The organism is Pseudomonas sp. MEJ108 (assembly GCF_030208985.1).
GTDB lineage: Bacteria > Pseudomonadota > Gammaproteobacteria > Pseudomonadales > Pseudomonadaceae > Aquipseudomonas > Aquipseudomonas fragariae.
In genome coordinates this window covers 22415-38929 of the sequence record NZ_JARVSW010000029.1, presented here as the reverse complement: position 1 = coordinate 38929, position 16515 = coordinate 22415, and the positions used below count along the sequence as shown (strand labels likewise).

Annotated in this window: 11 protein-coding genes; 6 read left to right on the top strand and 5 right to left on the bottom strand. The window is 62.0% G+C overall.

The window, feature by feature from the left end:
• Positions 1-46: 46 nt before the first annotated feature.
• From QRN50_RS14865 to QRN50_RS14855, 3 genes are all read right to left on the bottom strand, one after another.
• Entirely contained in the window at positions 47-1699 is a 1653-nt protein-coding gene (locus QRN50_RS14865) for a Na/Pi cotransporter family protein (protein WP_011266164.1), read from the bottom strand.
• 520 nt (positions 1700-2219) lie between these two features.
• Positions 2220-4196, bottom strand: coding sequence for a methyl-accepting chemotaxis protein (locus tag QRN50_RS14860; RefSeq protein WP_058399452.1), 1977 nt, complete (start codon positions 4194-4196; stop codon positions 2220-2222).
• A 186-nt stretch (positions 4197-4382) separates the two neighbouring features.
• Positions 4383-5303: a LysR substrate-binding domain-containing protein gene (locus QRN50_RS14855; protein ID WP_003401579.1), complete on the bottom strand. Its 921-nt coding sequence runs from the start codon at positions 5301-5303 to the stop codon at positions 4383-4385.
• Positions 5304-5461: 158 nt separating this feature from the next.
• Between QRN50_RS14855 and QRN50_RS14850 the strand changes: the two genes are divergently transcribed.
• Complete coding sequence (locus tag QRN50_RS14850; RefSeq protein WP_096127014.1) at positions 5462-6844, top strand: NorM family multidrug efflux MATE transporter; 1383 nt, start codon at positions 5462-5464, stop codon at positions 6842-6844.
• A gap of 12 nt (positions 6845-6856) precedes the next feature.
• On the opposite strand, the gene QRN50_RS14845 is transcribed toward QRN50_RS14850, so the two are convergent.
• Positions 6857-8521 carry a putative bifunctional diguanylate cyclase/phosphodiesterase gene (locus QRN50_RS14845; RefSeq protein WP_096127015.1) on the bottom strand — a complete coding sequence of 555 codons (1665 nt, stop codon included), beginning with the start codon at positions 8519-8521 and terminating at the stop codon, positions 6857-6859.
• A 204-nt stretch (positions 8522-8725) separates the two neighbouring features.
• Here QRN50_RS14845 and rep point away from each other — a divergent pair, with 204 nt between their 5' ends.
• Together rep and QRN50_RS14835 are read left to right on the top strand one after the other, a co-directional pair.
• Positions 8726-10735, top strand: a complete 2010-nt coding sequence (gene rep, locus QRN50_RS14840) for a DNA helicase Rep (protein ID WP_003401585.1) — start codon at positions 8726-8728, stop codon at positions 10733-10735.
• 51 nt (positions 10736-10786) lie between these two features.
• The gene (locus QRN50_RS14835) at positions 10787-11356 is read left to right on the top strand and encodes a xanthine phosphoribosyltransferase (RefSeq protein ID WP_003401587.1); all 570 of its coding nucleotides are present in this window, start codon (positions 10787-10789) and stop codon (positions 11354-11356) included.
• 590 nt (positions 11357-11946) lie between these two features.
• On the opposite strand, the gene QRN50_RS14830 is transcribed toward QRN50_RS14835, so the two are convergent.
• Entirely contained in the window at positions 11947-13266 is a 1320-nt protein-coding gene (locus tag QRN50_RS14830; protein ID WP_096126732.1) for a sigma-54 interaction domain-containing protein, read from the bottom strand.
• A gap of 266 nt (positions 13267-13532) precedes the next feature.
• Between QRN50_RS14830 and QRN50_RS14825 the strand changes: the two genes are divergently transcribed.
• From QRN50_RS14825 to QRN50_RS14815, 3 genes are read left to right on the top strand one after another with little or no spacing between them, the layout of a single operon-like run.
• Complete coding sequence (locus tag QRN50_RS14825) at positions 13533-14417, top strand: MBL fold metallo-hydrolase (RefSeq protein ID WP_003401592.1); 885 nt, start codon at positions 13533-13535, stop codon at positions 14415-14417.
• Positions 14418-14444: 27 nt separating this feature from the next.
• Positions 14445-15698 (top strand): NAD(P)/FAD-dependent oxidoreductase, encoded by a 1254-nt coding sequence (locus QRN50_RS14820; RefSeq protein ID WP_011266171.1) that lies wholly within the window; start codon positions 14445-14447, stop codon positions 15696-15698.
• Positions 15691-16503: a sulfite exporter TauE/SafE family protein gene (locus tag QRN50_RS14815; protein WP_024650592.1), complete on the top strand. Its 813-nt coding sequence runs from the start codon at positions 15691-15693 to the stop codon at positions 16501-16503. Before QRN50_RS14820 ends, QRN50_RS14815 begins: the two co-directional genes overlap by 8 nt.
• Positions 16504-16515 lie beyond the last annotated feature (12 nt).

Below are 16515 nucleotides of genomic sequence, written 5' to 3'. Positions count from 1 at the left end.
CCTGGCGGGCCGGTATGTTTAACAGACTTCACCTGCGCCCTTACGTTCAGAGTGATCTGTCGGCCTCGACCTCGCTCGACAAGGCGCCTGTGTCAGCGGTTTCCAGCACCACGTAGGCGCTGCTGCAGAACAGCGAGTTCAGACGCTTCATGTCGGCAATCAGTTCCAGGTGCAGCGAACTGGTTTCGATACTCTGGACCACCTTGTTGCGCAGGCGGCTGACATGGGCGTGTGCCAGGCGTCGCTCCTCGGCCCTGAACTGACGCTTTTCGCGCAATAACTGACGGGCGCTCTCGTGATCGCCGCTGAGGAACACCGAGAGGCCCAGACGCAGGTTCGACTGTAATTGAATCTGCAGATCGGCAAGTTCTTCAAGACCGACTTCAGAGAACGACCGGCGATGCGCCGTCTTCTGCTGCTGGATCTTGCGCAGCATGCGTTCGATCAGGCCGCTGGCCAGCTCCAGGTTGATGGTCAGCTCGATGATCTCGGCCCAGCGCCGGTTATCGTGCTCGCCGAGGTCTTCACGCGGCATCTGCGCCAGGTACAGCTTGATCGCGCTGTACAACGCTTCGACGTCGTCGTTGAGGCGGCGCACTTCCTGGGTCACTGCGGTTTGCGTGCCGCGCAGCACCGCCAGCATCGAGGCGAGCATGCTTTCGATCAGATCGCCCATACGCAGGGTTTCACGCACTGCGTTGGCCAGCGCAAGGCTGGGCGTCGACAGGGCGGTCAGGTCCAGATGACGCGGTTTGGCCAGGCCGCCGACTTCGTTCTGTTGCGGCAGCAGATACGAACAGAGCCGCGCCATCGGAGCCACGGTAGGCAGCATGATCAGGCAGCGTACCGTGTTGTAGAGCAGGTGGAAGCCGATCACCAGTTCCTGCGGACTAAAGCCCAGCGTGTCGATCCAGGCAACCAGCGGATCAAGCACCGGAAAGATCAGCAACAGGCCGAACAGCTTGTACAACAGACTGCCCAGCGCCACCTGCCGACCGGCAACGTTCTGCATGCTGGTACTGAGGAAGGCCAGCAGGCCGCTGCCGATATTGGCCCCGATCACCAGGCCGATGGCCACCGGCAAGCCAATGACTTCGGTGCCTGCCAATGTCGCCGTCAGCAGCACTGCCGCCAGGCTGGAATAGGAGATCAGCGCGAACATGGCGCCCACCAGCGCATCCAGCAGCAGGTCGCCGGTCAGCGAGGCGAACAGCACCTTGACCCCCGCGGCCTGGGTGATCGGTGCGGCGGCCTCGACGATCAGCTGCAAGGCCAGCACGATCAGGCCCAGGCCGATACCGACCCGCCCCAGTTGACCGGCACGGGTCTGCTTGCGCGACAGGAAGAACACCACGCCAAGGAAGATCAGCAACGGCGACAGCCATGACAGATCGAAGGTCAGCACGCGAGACATCAAGGCGGTGCCGACATCGGCACCAAGCATGATCACCAGCGCAGGCGTCAGCGTCATCAGCCCCTGGCCGACAAACGATGTCACCAGCATGGCGGTGGCGTTACTGCTCTGCACCAGTGCCGTCACCAGAATGCCGGCGATGAACGCGAGCGGTCGTTTGGACATGTTCTGGCTGAGCACACGACGAAGTTGTGTACCGTAAACACGAAGGATGCCAGTGCGCACGATATGCGTGCCCCAGATCAGCAGGGCGACGGCGGATAGCAAATCGAGCAGGGTCAGCATGCGAAAAGCCCCCTGAGGTTTGCCCATACAGGCGATGAATTGAAAGATGCAGCGTGTAGCGAGCGGGGATGGGTGTAACGCTCTACTAAGCTTTTAGTCGGCCATGGGCCTTGGCGCCAGCATCGCACAGCGTGGATTTCATTGAAATAAAAGTGTCATAAATCAGTGCCCATTCGCGTCTCGTTCTTCACGCTCCCAAATGGGGATGCGCTTTGTAGCGCTTCGCGCCACGCTACACGCTCAAAATCGGACGCAGAGCGTCCAGAGCGGCATACCCACGCGGAGCATGGGTACGATGGTGTCCTTGAGAGCGCCTATCGTTCCTCACACTCCAGCGTGGGACTGCTCTTCGTGACGCTGCGCGTCATAACTCTGCGTCACGCCACACATTCAGGATCGGACGCAGAGCGTCCAGAACGGCATACCCACGCGGAGCATGGGTACGATGGTGTTCTTGAGAGCCGCTATCGCTCTCCGACGCAGAGCGTCGGCGCGATAATCGTGCGCCCTTCAGCAGCCATCAACGGAACCGGTCAACCTCGTGACGCAGTTCTGTCGCCAGGCCATTCAGCTCCTGGGCAGTGATGGCCAGATTGGACATGACCTGGCGCTGTTCGCTGTTGGCCATGGCGATGCTTTGCAGGTTGCTGCTGAGCATGGTCGCGGTGCTGCTTTGTTCTTGGGTGGCGGTGGTGATGGCGGCGAACTGGTGACCGGCCGAGCGGCTTTGCTCGTCGATCTGGGCCAGCGCGGAGGCCACTTTGGCGTTGAGCGACAGGCCTTCCTGCATCAGCGTATTGCCCTGCTGCATGGTGCTGATGGCGTTGCCGGTTTCCTGCTGGATGCTGGCGATCATGCCGGAAATCTCATCGGTGGCTTCACGGGTGCGCGAGGCCAGGCTGCGGACTTCGTCAGCCACCACGGCAAAGCCGCGACCTTGTTCGCCGGCGCGCGCGGCCTCGATGGCAGCGTTGAGCGCGAGCAGGTTGGTCTGGTCGGCAATCGAGGTGATTACCCCGACAATGCTGCCGATTTCCTGCGAGCGCTGGCCCAGCGTGTCGATGACTTTCGCGGTGCTGCTCAGCGAAGTGGCGATCTGTTGCAGCGACGAAGACGCCTCTTCCATCGAAGTACGACCGATGCGTGTCTGCTGGGCATTTTCCTGGGCCAGGCGTTCGGTATTGCCCATGTTGTCGGCGATGTTCATCGACGTGGCGCTGAACTCTTCGACGGCACCGGCCATGCTGGTGATCTCGCCGGATTGCTGCTCCATGCCCTCGAACGCACCGCCCGACAGGCCGGACAACGCATTGGCACGCGTACTGACTTCCTGCGCCGCGGTACGGATATGCGACACCATCGATGACAGCGCTTCGCTCATCTTGTTGAAGCTGCCGGACAGCTGCCCGATCTCGTCGTTGCTGGTCACATTCAGGCGTACGCTCAGGTCGCCCGCACCCAGTGCGTCGGCCTGGCGTACCAGTTCAGACAATGGGCGCAGCTTGCTGCGCAGCAGCCAGATGGCGCTGATCACGGCGATGAGCATGGCCAGCAGACTGCCGATCGCCAGTTGCGTGCCGACGTGCCAGGTCACTTCGCTGATTTCCTTGCGCGGCATGCTGGCGATGACGGTCCAGGGGCCGCCGGCGAACGGCTGGCCGACGCTGTAATAGTTGTCATCCCCGTCATCCCAGAACTGCGCCTTGCCTGGTTTGCTGGCAAGCTCGGCAACGGACTTGGCGGCACCTTCCAGGGATTTGACGCCCGCCGGTGGAACCAGCCAGGTGCCCTTGTCGTCGAGCAGCGCCAGCGAGCCGGTAGAGCCGATGCGGAAGCTCTTGAGGTTATCGAACTGGGTCTTCTGCGCATCGGTGTAATCGAACCCTACGAACAGCGCCGCAATGATCTTGCCGCTGCTGTCGCGGACCGGGCTGTACTGGGTCATGTAATAGCGATCGAACAGCACCGCTTTGCCGACATAGCTCTGCCCGGCGATCAGGCGCTCGTAGGCTGCGCCCTTGCGGTCCAGCACGGTGCCGATGGCGCGGGTGCCATCCTGCTTGCTCAGGGAGGTGCTGATCCGGATGAAGTCGTCGCCGCTGCGCACGAAAATGGTCGCGACGCCGGCGGTCATCGAGCGGAATTCATCGACTTCGGTGAAGTCGTTGTTCAGCGCGGCATCACGCAGGAACAGGCCTGGCGTGGACGTGCCCGCCACGGTGACCGGCTTGTCGGCTTGCAGGCTCAGGCCATCGGCGAAGCGTTTTTCGAACAGGCCACTCAGGCGCTGAGTGCTGTCGCGCAGCGTGCTGTGGAAAGTGTTGAGCTGGTCAGCGAGGAGTCTGGCTTCACTCGACATGTGCTCTTCACGAATGACCAGGTTGGACGCGTCCAGAGACCTCAACGCGAACAGGGTACTACCACTGATAACCACCGCCAGGATCACGGCCAGAGCAATACCAAGTTGCGAAGCAATTCGGGTACGAGGCTTGGACATAGAGACTCCGTGCCGAATGATTGGAGTCGCCGGGTCCGTGGCTTACCATTCAGCTGATAGATTTAGTTGGTGTTTTTACGCTATTTGAACGAGCAATCTTCAAGCAATGCTTCGGCCATCAAGGTCGTTACTTGAGAGCGGAGCGAGACATTTACAGATGATGGCAGTTCAATATTAAACTAAATTTTAATAGAGTACTTCAACTAACGGCAACTTCATGGCACCCACCTCCGCCTGAAGAAAATCGCTGAGGCGTCGCAACCGCTCTGCGCCGGGCCTCGTACGCGGCCAGACCAGATAATAGTTTTCGCCACTGAACACCGCCGTGCGCCACGGCAGGCTCAGACGCGCCTGCGCCACGTCCTCGGCGACCATCAGCAGATCACCCATCGACACACCGTAGCCGCGTGCTGCGGCAATCATTCCCAGCTCCAGGGTGTCGAACACCTGCCCGCCTTTGAGCGACACCTGATCGGCCAGACCCATGCGGTTCAGCCAGGTGCGCCAGTCACGGCGATCAGGGGTGGGATGCAGCAATTCTGCCTTTGCCAGCCGTTCCACGTCCCATGGCGGGTCCTGCAACAAGGTGGGCGCACCGACCGGAATCAGCAATTCGGGAAACAGCAGTGTGGCTTCCCAGTCCGACGGGAAATGCCCCTGGCTGAGTAGAATCGCGCAGTCGAAAGGCTCCTGGGTAAAGTCCACCGCATCGATTTCCATCCACGCGCTGGTCAGTTGCACTTCGTTGCCCACCTGCAGATGACGAAAACGGCTGAGCCGCGCGAGCAGCCAGCGCATGGTCAGGGTGGACGGGGCTTTCATGCGCAGAATGCCTTCTTCGGTCTGCAAGGTGCTGCAAGCGCGTTCCAGTGCCAGGAACCCGTCGCGCACGCCGGGCAACAGCGCGCGTGCCGATTCGGTGAGCTGCAAGTTACGCCCGTTGCGCTGAAACAAACGGCAGGCAAAGTGCTCTTCCAGGGTACGAATATGCCGGCTTACTGCACTTTGGGTGATCGAAAGTTCCTCGGCCGCGCGGGTAAACGAGGTATGCCGCGCAGCTGCTTCAAAAGCCCTTAGTGCGTAAAGAGGAGGGAGACTGCGAGGCATGAGGGCGCTTCCTGCGGACGATGAGCAGCCACTTTACTGCAAATTGCTTCAGATGAGTTTTAGTCATGCTGAGCATCGGATTTATCGTTTTGTGTTTAGCCGGGCAACTGCCCAGAATGCGTCGCTCAATCGTCCCTTTGCCGTAGAGCACCGTCACCATGCAGCATTCCGCCCTCAAAGAACTCTGGATCATCCTGCGCCTGGCGGGGCCGCTGATCGCGTCACAGATGGCGCACATGCTGATGGTCTTCACCGACACCGTGATGATGGGCAAAATCGGCCCGGAAGCCTTGGCCGGCGGTGGTCTGGGCGCTGCCACGTATAGCTTCGTGTCGTTCTTTTGCGTCGGCGTGATGGCCGCAGTCGGCACGCTGGTTTCGATCCGTCACGGCGCTGGCGACACCGAAGGCGCGACTCGTCTGACCCAGGCCGGTCTGTGGCTGGCCTGGGGCATGGCGCTGGTTGCTGCACTGTTGCTGTGGAACCTCGAACCCATCCTGCTGCAGTTCGGTCAGGCCGAAGCCAACGTGCACATGGCGGCTCAATTTCTGATCACCCTGCCCTTTGCCCTGCCCGGCCTGCTCAGCTTCATGGCATTGCGCGGCTTCACCAGCGCACTGGGTCGCGCGGGGCCGGTGATGACCATCAGCCTGGCCGGTGCGGCAGCCAACTTCGTGCTCAATTACGCGTTGATCCATCAATGGCTGGGGCTGCCCAGCCTGGGGCTGATGGGCATCGGGCTGGTCACCGCGATCGCCACCAACTGCATGGCCCTGGCGCTGGCGCTGCATATCAGGCTGCATCCGGCCTACGCCGCATACCCGATCAGAAAGGGGCTTTCGAAACTGTCACGCAGCCACCTGGGCGAGCTGTGGCGCCTCGGTTTGCCGATTGGCGGCACCTATGCAGTGGAAGTCGGGCTGTTCACTTTTGCGGCGTTCTGCATGGGCGCGATGGGCAGCACGCAGATGGCGGCGCACCAGATCGCCCTGCAGACCGTGTCCATGGCGTTCATGGTTCCGGTGGGGATGTCCTACGCGGTCACCATGCGTATCGGCCAGCATTATGGCGCGGGCAACCTGTTGATGGTGCGCATGGCCGGGCGTCTGGGTATCGGTTTCGGCGGCTGTGTGATGCTCATGTTCGGGCTGCTGTTCTGGCTGGCACCGCACCTAGTTATCGGCCTGTTTCTGGACATCAATGACCCGGCGTTCGCCGAGATCGTGGTACTGGCCACAAAACTGCTGGCGATTGCCGCCTTGTTCGAGTTTTTCGACGGCACGCAGACCATTGCCATGGGCGCCATTCGTGGGCTCAAGGATGCACGCACCACCTTCCTGATCGGCCTGGGCTGCTACTGGCTGATCGCTGCGCCTGCCGCGTGGTTGCTCGGCTTCTCTACCGATGCTGGCGCTTCAGGCGTGTGGTGGGGGCTGGCGCTGGGCCTGTTCTGCTCGGCCGTGGCGCTGACCTACGCATTTGAATGGAAGACGGCGCGGCTGTTGCGTCAGGACGCAGCCGGGTTGCCGGTGCCGGGCTGATCCGGTGCACCGTCACCCGGATCTGGAGGTATCGGCGTGTGCCACTTCCGAACGCAGATAGGTCACCAGTTCTTCCACCGGCAGCGGCCGGCTGATCAGATAGCCTTGCACCTGATTGCAGCCGAAACTGCGCAGCAACTCCAGTTGCCCGGCGGTTTCCACGCCCTCGGCGACCACTTCCAGGTTCAGGTTGTGCGCCAGATTGATCATGGCGTTGACCAGCTTGCGGTTCTCTTCGCGTAACTCCATCTGCCCGACAAAAGTCATGTCGATCTTGAGCAGCGCGATGGGCAGGCTGTTGAGGTGCATGAACGACGAATAGCCGGTGCCGAAATCGTCCAGCGAAAAGCGCACGCCCAGTTGGCGCAATGCGTCCATGGTCTGCCTGACCTGATCGCTGCGCCGCATGACCGCGGTTTCGGTCAGTTCGAACTCCAGCCAGCGCGCGTCGACATCGTGTTCCGCGATCAGGCGAGTCAAGGTCGGCAGCAACTGGCTGTCCTGAAACTGCCGGAACGACAGGTTGATCGCCATGTGCAGCGGGGCAAAGCCCTGTTCGCGCAGGGCCTGCATGTCACGCAGGGCGCGGAAGATGACCCAGTAGCCGAGCGGCACGATCAGGCCGCTTTGCTCGGCCAGTGGCACGAATTTGCTGGGCGGCAGCAGCCCGCGTTCCTGATGGCGCCAGCGCACCAGTGCCTCCAGGCCGACGACACGCCCGCTGTCCAGGCACAGGCGCGGCTGGTAATGCAGTTCCAGCTCATCGCGGCGCAAGGCACGGCGCAGTTCACCTTCCAGATCGGCGAGGCTGCGGGCGTTGCGATTGATGCGCTCGTCGAACAGGTGATAGGTGCAGCCCTGCATGCTCTTGGCCTGACGCATGGCGATATGTGCATGCCACATCAGCGGGTCGGCTTCGGGCTGGGCCTGGGAGTGAGCGATGCCCAGGCTGCAACCCAGCAACAGGCTTTCGCCATCGACCCAATAGGGTTCGGCCAGCACGTCGGTGATACGTTCGGCCATTTGCAGGGCGCGTTCGGGGGCTGTTCGGGTGTCGATCAACAAGGCGAATTCGTCGCCCCCCAGGCGGGCGATCTGATCACCGGCATCGAGCTGGTTTTTCAAGCGCGCCACCACTTGCAGGATCAGTCGATCACCGGCCTGATGCCCCAGTGAATCGTTGGCGCGGCGAAAATTGTCCAGGTCCAGATGCCCCAGCGCCACGCTGCCGCCTTCGCTCAGGCGAGCCGAGAGCAGCGCCTGAAACCCCTGGCGGTTGGCGATGCCGGTCAACGGGTCCTGGCCGACCAGACGTCGCAGGCTGTCTTCCAGGCGACTGCGCTCGTGGACATAGCGCAGGCAGCGCCGAAGCGTGTCGCCGGTCAAGGCGTCGCGCACCAGCCAGTCACTGACGCCGGTCGGCCCGACCAGCGGTTCGGCCTCAAACAGCACCACGGTAGGCAACAGACAGGCCCCGGTCCTGGGCTGCAGATCAGGCGTGGTCAGCAGCACGGTGTTGCGCTCGTTAGCGTAGCGGGCGCTGAAAACATCCCAGTTCGCGCCATGCAGAAGTATCACGTTGCTTCCCGGCGCAGTGAGGCAGCCGCTCAGCAGCGCCTGCCAGAAGGGCTCGTGCGCCAATAACAGCAATCGCAAGGGTTCGACAGGTGTAGGCAATCTAACTTCCTAAGTGCAAAGGAAAAACCGGTGGCCGCTCTCTCGCAGGAGCGCGACAAATACACGTATCGCGCGTCGCGGCGCAAATGTAACAAAAACAGAAGAATTAGATAGCTGTCACTGTCTGACGACGATGAGCACTGCACAAAACCGTGGGCCTGTTAAAATGCCCGACCTTTTTTACAGACGACTCTTCATACCGCCATGTCCCGACTCAATCCCCGGCAGCAGGAAGCCGTGAACTACGTCGGCGGCCCTCTTTTGGTGCTCGCCGGTGCCGGTTCCGGCAAGACCAGCGTGATCACCCGCAAGATCGCGCACCTGATCCAGAACTGCGGTATTCGCGCCCAGTACATCGTCGCCATGACCTTCACCAACAAGGCCGCGCGCGAGATGAAAGAGCGGGTCGGCACGCTGCTCAGAGGCGGCGAAGGACGTGGTCTGACGGTCTCGACCTTCCACAACCTGGGCCTGAACATCATCCGCAAGGAGCACACACGGCTGGGCTACAAACCGGGCTTCTCGATCTTTGACGAGACTGACGTCAAAGCGCTGATGACCGACATCATGCAGAAAGAGTATTCCGGCGACGACGGCGTCGACGAAATCAAGAACATGATCGGCTCGTGGAAAAACGACCTGATCCTGCCCGCCGAGGCGCTGGAAAACGCCCGCAACCCCAAGGAACAGACCGCCGCCATCGTCTACACCCACTATCAGCGCACGCTCAAGGCGTACAACGCGGTGGACTTCGACGACCTGATTCTGTTGCCGGTCAAACTGTTCCAGGAACACGCCGATATCCTGGAAAAGTGGCAGAACAAGGTGCGTTATCTGCTGGTGGACGAATATCAGGACACCAACGCCAGCCAGTACCTGCTGGTGAAGCTGCTGATCGGCACGCGCCATCAGTTCACCGTAGTGGGCGACGACGACCAGTCGATCTACGCCTGGCGTGGCGCGCGGCCGGAAAACCTCATGCTGCTCAAGGACGACTACCCGTCGTTGAAAGTGGTGATGCTGGAGCAGAACTACCGCTCCACCAGCCGCATTCTGCGCTGCGCCAACGTGCTGATCTCCAACAACCCGCACGCCTTCGAAAAACAACTGTGGTCCGAGATGGGCCATGGCGACGAGATCCGCGTGATCCGCTGCCGCAACGAAGACGCCGAGGCCGAGCGGGTGGCCATGGAGATCCTCACCCTGCACCTGCGCACCGACCGCCCGTACAGCGATTTCGCCATCCTCTATCGCGGCAACTACCAGGCCAAGCTGATCGAGCTGAAATTGCAGCACCACCAGGTGCCGTATCGACTGTCGGGCGGCAACAGCTTTTTCGGCCGCCAGGAAGTGAAGGACCTGATGGCTTATTTCCGTCTGCTGGTGAACCCGGACGACGACAACGCCTTCCTGCGGGTGATCAACGTTCCGCGTCGCGAGATCGGCTCGACCACGCTGGAAAAGCTCGGCAACTACGCCACCGAGCGCAAGGTGTCGATGTACGCCGCCACCGACGAGATAGGCCTTGGCGAGCATCTGGACAGCCGATTCACCGACCGCTTGCAGCGTTTCAAGCGCTGGATGGACGGGGTGCGCCAGCAGTGCGCGCAGAACGATCCCATCGCCGCGCTGCGCAGCATGGTCATGGACATCGACTACGAGAACTGGCTGCGGCAGAACAGCTCCAGCGAAAAGGCCGCCGATTACCGGATGAGCAACGTCTGGTTCCTGATCGAGGCGTTGAAAAACACGCTGGAGAAGGACGAAGAAGGCGGCATGACCATCGAGGAAGCCATCGGCAAGCTGGTCCTGCGCGACATGCTCGAACGTCAGCAGGAAGAGGAAGACGGTGCCGAGGGTGTGCAGATGATGACCTTGCACGCCTCCAAGGGCCTGGAATTCCCTTACGTGTTCATCATGGGCATGGAAGAAGAAATCCTGCCGCACCGCTCCAGCATCGAAGCCGACACCATCGAAGAAGAGCGCCGCCTGGCCTACGTGGGCATCACCCGCGCACGGCAGACCCTGGCGTTTACCTTCGCCGCCAAGCGCAAGCAGTACGGTGAAATCATCGACTGCGCGCCAAGCCGCTTTCTGGATGAGCTGCCCCCGGACGACCTGGCCTGGGAAGGCAATGACGACACCCCGACGGAAGTCAAAGCGGTTCGCGGCAACACTGCGCTTGCCGATATTCGCGCCATGCTGAAACGCTAGCCGACACCCTATTGATCATTTATTGCGCAATGGCGCAGCCAAGGAATTGAAGTGGAAGCACTGCACAAGAAAATTCGCGAAGAAGGCATCGTATTGTCCGATCAGGTGCTGAAGGTCGATGCGTTTCTCAACCATCAGATCGATCCGGCGCTGATGAAGGAAATCGGCGATGAATTTGCCCGACTGTTTGCCGACGCTGGCGTGACCAAGATCGTGACCATTGAGGCTTCCGGCATCGCGCCGGCAGTCATGGCGGGTTTGAACATGGGCGTGCCGGTGATCTTCGCCCGCAAGCACCAGTCCCTGACGCTGACCGAAAACCTGCTGACGGCGAGTGTGTACTCATTCACCAAGCAGGTGGAAAGCACCGTGGCAATCTCGCCGCGCCACCTGAGCAGCGACGACAACGTGCTGATCATCGATGACTTCCTGGCCAACGGCAAAGCCTCACAGGCGCTGATCTCGATCATCAAACAGGCCGGCGCCACGGTCGCCGGGCTGGGCATCGTGATCGAGAAATCCTTCCAGGGCGGCCGCGCTGAGCTGGACGCCCAGGGCTATCGCGTCGAATCCCTGGCGCGGGTCGAGTCCCTGGCCGGTGGGGTTGTGACGTTCAAGTAAGGCTCCCGAGGGCGGACGCAGAGCGTCCGGAAAGGCATACGACGCGGAGCGTCGCACGATAGTTGTGATGATCGTTCCTCACGCTCCAGCGTGGGAATGCAGGTCTCGACGCTCTGCGTCGTCAAGAGGACGCGGAGCGTCCGGAAAGGCATGCGACGCGGAGCGCCGCACGATAGTTGTGATGATCGTTCCCTACGCTCCAGCGTGGGAATGCAGTTCCCGACGCTCTGCGTCGTCAAGAGGACGCGGAGCGTCCAGAAAGGCATGCGACGCGGAGCGCCGCACGATAGTTGTGATGATCGTTCCCTACGCTCCAGCGTGGGAATGCAGTTCCCGACGCTCTGCGTCGTCAAGAGGACGCGGAGCGTCCGGAAAGGCATACGACGCGGAGCGTCGCACGATAGTTGTGATGATCGTTCCTCACGCTCCAGCGTGGGAATGCAGGTCTCGACGCTCTGCGTCGTCAAGAGGACGCGGAGCGTCCGGAAAGGCATGCGACGCGGAGCGCCGCACGATAGTTGAGGTTATCGTTCCGCATGCTCCAGCGTGGGAATGCCGTTCGTGACGCTCTGCGTCATAGCGTGCGTGCTTCAGCGCGGAATCCCCAGGGCACGCAAACGTCGGTACAGGGTGCGTTCGCTCAGCCCCAGCTCTCTGGCCAGTTCGCTGCGCGAGCCGTTGAACACCCGCAGCGCATGGGCGAGTTTTTCCAGGCCGTCGTCCTGCTGGCGGTACGTCACGCCACCCGCTTCGCCCTGCCCGCGTACTTCGGCGGGCAAATCCTGCACGCGAATCACGCCGTCATCGGTAAATAAACGGGCGCGCTCGAGTATGTTGCGCAGCTCGCGAATGTTGCCGGGGTAGCGGTACAGACTCAGCAACTTCATGGCCTCGGCGTCGACACGCGGCGCGGCGCCGGGCGCGATGCGTTGCAGCAGGCTGTCGATCAGCAGCGGCAGGTCGTCGCTGCGTTCGCGCAGGGCCGGCAGGCGAATCGGAAAGGCGCTGATACGGTAGAACAAATCCTGACGAAAGCTGCCGTCGGCGACCATTTCCCTGAGCGGTTTATGGGTGGCCACCACCAGCCGAAAATCCGAGTGCACCGTGCGCAGGCTGCCCACCGGACGAAAACTGCCCGATTCAATCAGCCGCAACAGCTTGACCTGCATGGCCAGCGGCACTTCGCCGATCTCATCAAGGAACAACGTGCCGCCATGAGCCGCTTCGGCCAGACCGGTCTTGCGCTGCAATGCGCCAGTGAACGCGCCCTTCTCATAGCCGAACAGCTCGCTTTCCAGCAGGGTTTCGGTAAGCCCGGTGCAGTCGACCACCACCAGCGGCCCGGCGGACCTGGCGCTGCTGGCGTGCAGTGCGCGCGCGAACAATTCCTTGCCGGTACCCGACTCGCCCTGCAGCAGCACGGGAATCTGCGCGGGCGCAGCGCGTTGCAGAGCGCCCAGCACTTCTTTGAACGCCGCCGAGCGCCCTACCAGCCCATGTTGCTGCGGCTGAACGGAGGCTACCGCCACCGAGCTCAGCCGCTCGACATAGGCGATGACCTCACCCTGATCGTCGAGAATCGGCCGCAGCTCCACATCCACATGCTCGGGGCCGCGCGGCGTGTGATGAATGTGCAGCAGACGCTCCGGGAGCCGTGTTTCATGGGCCTTGCGCATCGGGCAATGCTCACCGGCCTGATCGCACGGCACTGCAAACTGATGCGACACCCGATAACACTTCTCGCCCACATGCGGCGTGCCTTCGACGCCGAACTGGCGCTGGTAGGCGGTGTTGGCGGCAATGATGTTGTAGTCGGTGTCGAGCACGATGGTCGGTCGCAGATCGTGTTCGAGGTATGACACCAGCGACTGCATGCGACTGCCGGGAAAATCGGTGGCGATGAGGTTCATGGGGGCTCCTGTGGGCTGGGCGCAGCTTAACCTATCCGCCTGCCAGCTTGTGCCACGGACTGCCAAATGACTGCCAGAATGTGGCAGTCAGCGACCTGCGGCAGGCCATCAGGGTGTTTTGCAAAACCCAAAAACGCCCTGTGTTTATTAGCCTGAACAGGCTTTGCAGTGATTGGCATGGTTATTGAGACATCATGGCAACGACTGCCAACCGTCCGGCCTGGCCAAACGGGCCTTGAGGCGATTTACAGCCACGGGAATTGCACATGATTATCGGTGAAAAGCTTCATGTCGAAGCGCTCTTCGACACGCATACCTGGACCATCAGCTATCTGGTGATGGACCTGCACAGCAAGCAATGTGCGCTGATCGACAGCGTGCTCGATTACGACCCCAAGTCCGGCCGCACCAGAACCGAGTCTGCCGACCGCATGATCGAACGGGCGCAGGCGCTGGGCGCCTCGGTGCAGTGGATTTTCGAAACCCACGTGCACGCCGATCACCTCTCGGCAGCGCCGTATCTGAAACAGCGGCTCGGTGGGCAAATTGTCATCGGCAGCCATATCACTGCCGTGCAGGAAACCTTCGGCACGCTGTTCAACGCGCCGCCTGACTTTGCCCGCAATGGCAGCCAGTTCGATGTGCTGCTGGAAGACAACGCCTCGTTCGCCCTCGGCACGCTTGAGGTCAAGGCCATGCACACGCCCGGGCACACGCCGGCGTGCATGAGTTACCTGGTGCAAGTCGGTGATGCCACGGTCGCGTTTGTCGGCGATACGCTGTTCATGCCCGATTACGGCACCGCTCGGTGCGACTTCCCGGGTGCCGATGCGCGCACGCTGTATCGCTCGATCAAGAAGCTGCTGGCGCTGCCGCCGCAGACCCTGCTGTTCATGTGCCACGACTACCTGCCCAATGGCCGTGAGCTGAAATACATGACCACGGTTGCCGAACAGCGCGCCAGCAATATCCATGTGCACGACGGGGTGGATGAAGACGCGTTCGTCGGCATGCGCGAAGCCCGTGACGCGACGCTGGACATGCCGGTGCTGATGCTGCCTGCGGTGCAGGTCAACATGCGCTGCGGCCACTTTCCCGAGCCGGAAGACAACGGCGTCGTCTACCTGAAGATCCCGCTCAATGCCCTTTGACCGCTGCCCGCCTTGGGAAACCCTGTGATGAATGCTTCGACAACAACCTGTCAGATCCTGATCGTCGGTGCCGGTGCTGCCGGTATCGCCACTGCCGCAAGCCTGCTCGCCCGCGACGCCACCCTGCAGATCACCCTGGTCGACCCCGCCGATACCCATTATTACCAGCCCGGCTGGACCATGGTCGGTGCGGGGATCTTCACGCCGCAGTCGACGGCGCGCAGCATGGCCTCGCTGATTCCCGAAGGCGTGCAGTGGATCAAGGCTGCGGTGGCGACGTTCGAGCCGCAGCACAACACGCTGACGCTGGCTGACGGCCGCGTGCTCGGCTATCAGCAACTGGTGGTCTGCCCCGGCCTGAAGCTGGACTGGTCGGCTATCGACGGGCTGGTCGACACGCTCGGGGCCAATGGCGTGACCTCCAACTATCGCTATGACCTGGCGCCCTACACCTGGAAGCTGGTGCAGAACCTGCAACAGGGGCGCGCGCTGTTTACCCAGCCGCCCATGCCGATCAAGTGCGCCGGTGCGCCGCAGAAGGCCATGTACCTGTCCTGCGATCACTGGTTGAAAAGCGGCCGTCTCGCGCAGATCAATACGCAGTTCTACAACGCCGGTGGCGTGCTGTTCGGTGTCGCCGACTATGTGCCGGCGCTGATGAAGTACGTCGAGCGCTACGCCATCGACCTCAAGTTCAGCCATCGGCTGGTCGCCGTCGACGGGCCTGGCAAGCGCGCGACCTTCATCCGCACGCAGGCCGATGGCAGCAGCGAGACCGTCGAGCAAAGCTTCGAAATGTTGCACGTAGTGCCGCCGCAGATTGCCCCTGACTTCATCCGCAGCAGCCCGCTGGCCGATGCTGCGGGCTGGGTGGACGTCGACCCCGCCACGCTGAAGCACCGGCAGTTCGCCAATGTGCATGGCCTGGGCGATGCCACCAATACCAGCAACGCCAAGACCGCCGCAGCGGCACGCAAGCAGGCACCGGTGGTGGCCAACAACGTATTGGTCGCGCTGGGTCGTCGGAGTGAGTCCGCGGTGTATGACGGTTACGGCTCGTGCCCGCTGACGGTCGAGAAAGGCCGCATCGTGCTGGCCGAATTCACCTATGGCGGCAAGGTCGCGCCGAGCTTTCCGCGCTGGCTGCTGGACGGTCGCCAGCCAACCCGACTGGCCTGGTGGCTGAAAGCGCGAGTGCTGCCCGCGCTGTACTGGCATGGCATGCTCAAAGGCCGTGAGTGGCTGGCCAAACCGCAAAAGGCTGACACCCGGCATGGATGAGCATCAGTTGCTGGGCGTTGGCCTGGGGACCGTCATCGGCATGGTACTGGCGCTGACCGGCGCAGGCGGCGGCATTCTCGCTGTGCCGCTGCTGGTCTTCGGCCTTGGCCTGTCGATTGTCGAAGCCGCGCCGGTCGGTCTGTTGGCCGTCGGGCTGGCGGCGGGGATCGGTGCGGTACTGGGGCTGCGTCAGGGCATCGTTCGCTATCGCGCGGCCGGGTACATCGCGTCCATTGGTGTGCTGATTGCGCCTCTGGGCCTGTGGCTCGCTCATCGACTGCCCAATACGCCGCTGGCTTTGGTCTTTTCGGTCGTGCTGCTGTACGCCTGTGGACGCATGTTCATCAGGGCCAGCCGCGAATTGCGCCACGGAAAGCCGGCGCCGCGTGCGGAAATACTGCCCTGCGTGCTCAACCCGCTGCAGGGCCGCCTGCGCTGGACCATGCCCTGCCTGCGCGCACTGACGCTGACCGGCGTGGGCTCCGGGTTGCTGTCCGGGTTGTTGGGAGTGGGCGGCGGGTTCGTGATCATTCCGGCGCTGACCCGCTACAGCGATCTGGACATGAAAAGTGTCGTGGCGACGTCACTGGCGGTGATCGCCCTGGTCTCGACCGGCAGCGTCATTACCGCTTCGTTGAGTGGTGTTATGCATTGGGCAGTTGGCGCGCCGTTCGCGTTGGGTGCAGTCATCGGTCTGATCATCGGCAGACAAGTCGCCCGCTACCTCGCCGGCCCACGCCTGCAGCAACTGTTCGCTGTATGCGGCATCGTCGCCGCGTTCATGCTGGCGTTGTCCGTGCGATAACAGCACGAGGAC

Coding starts and splice junctions, on each gene's coding strand:
- QRN50_RS14830 (WP_096126732.1), bottom strand. CDS start 13,266: ATGAACCTCATCGCCACCGATTTTCCCGGCAGTCGCATGCAGTCGCTG.
- rep (WP_003401585.1), top strand. CDS start 8,726: ATGTCCCGACTCAATCCCCGGCAGCAGGAAGCCGTGAACTACGTCGGC.
- QRN50_RS14850 (WP_096127014.1), top strand. CDS start 5,462: ATGCAGCATTCCGCCCTCAAAGAACTCTGGATCATCCTGCGCCTGGCG.
- QRN50_RS14865 (WP_011266164.1), bottom strand. CDS start 1,699: ATGCTGACCCTGCTCGATTTGCTATCCGCCGTCGCCCTGCTGATCTGG.
- QRN50_RS14855 (WP_003401579.1), bottom strand. CDS start 5,303: ATGCCTCGCAGTCTCCCTCCTCTTTACGCACTAAGGGCTTTTGAAGCA.
- QRN50_RS14860 (WP_058399452.1), bottom strand. CDS start 4,196: ATGTCCAAGCCTCGTACCCGAATTGCTTCGCAACTTGGTATTGCTCTG.
- QRN50_RS14820 (WP_011266171.1), top strand. CDS start 14,445: ATGAATGCTTCGACAACAACCTGTCAGATCCTGATCGTCGGTGCCGGT.
- QRN50_RS14825 (WP_003401592.1), top strand. CDS start 13,533: ATGATTATCGGTGAAAAGCTTCATGTCGAAGCGCTCTTCGACACGCAT.
- QRN50_RS14815 (WP_024650592.1), top strand. CDS start 15,691: ATGGATGAGCATCAGTTGCTGGGCGTTGGCCTGGGGACCGTCATCGGC.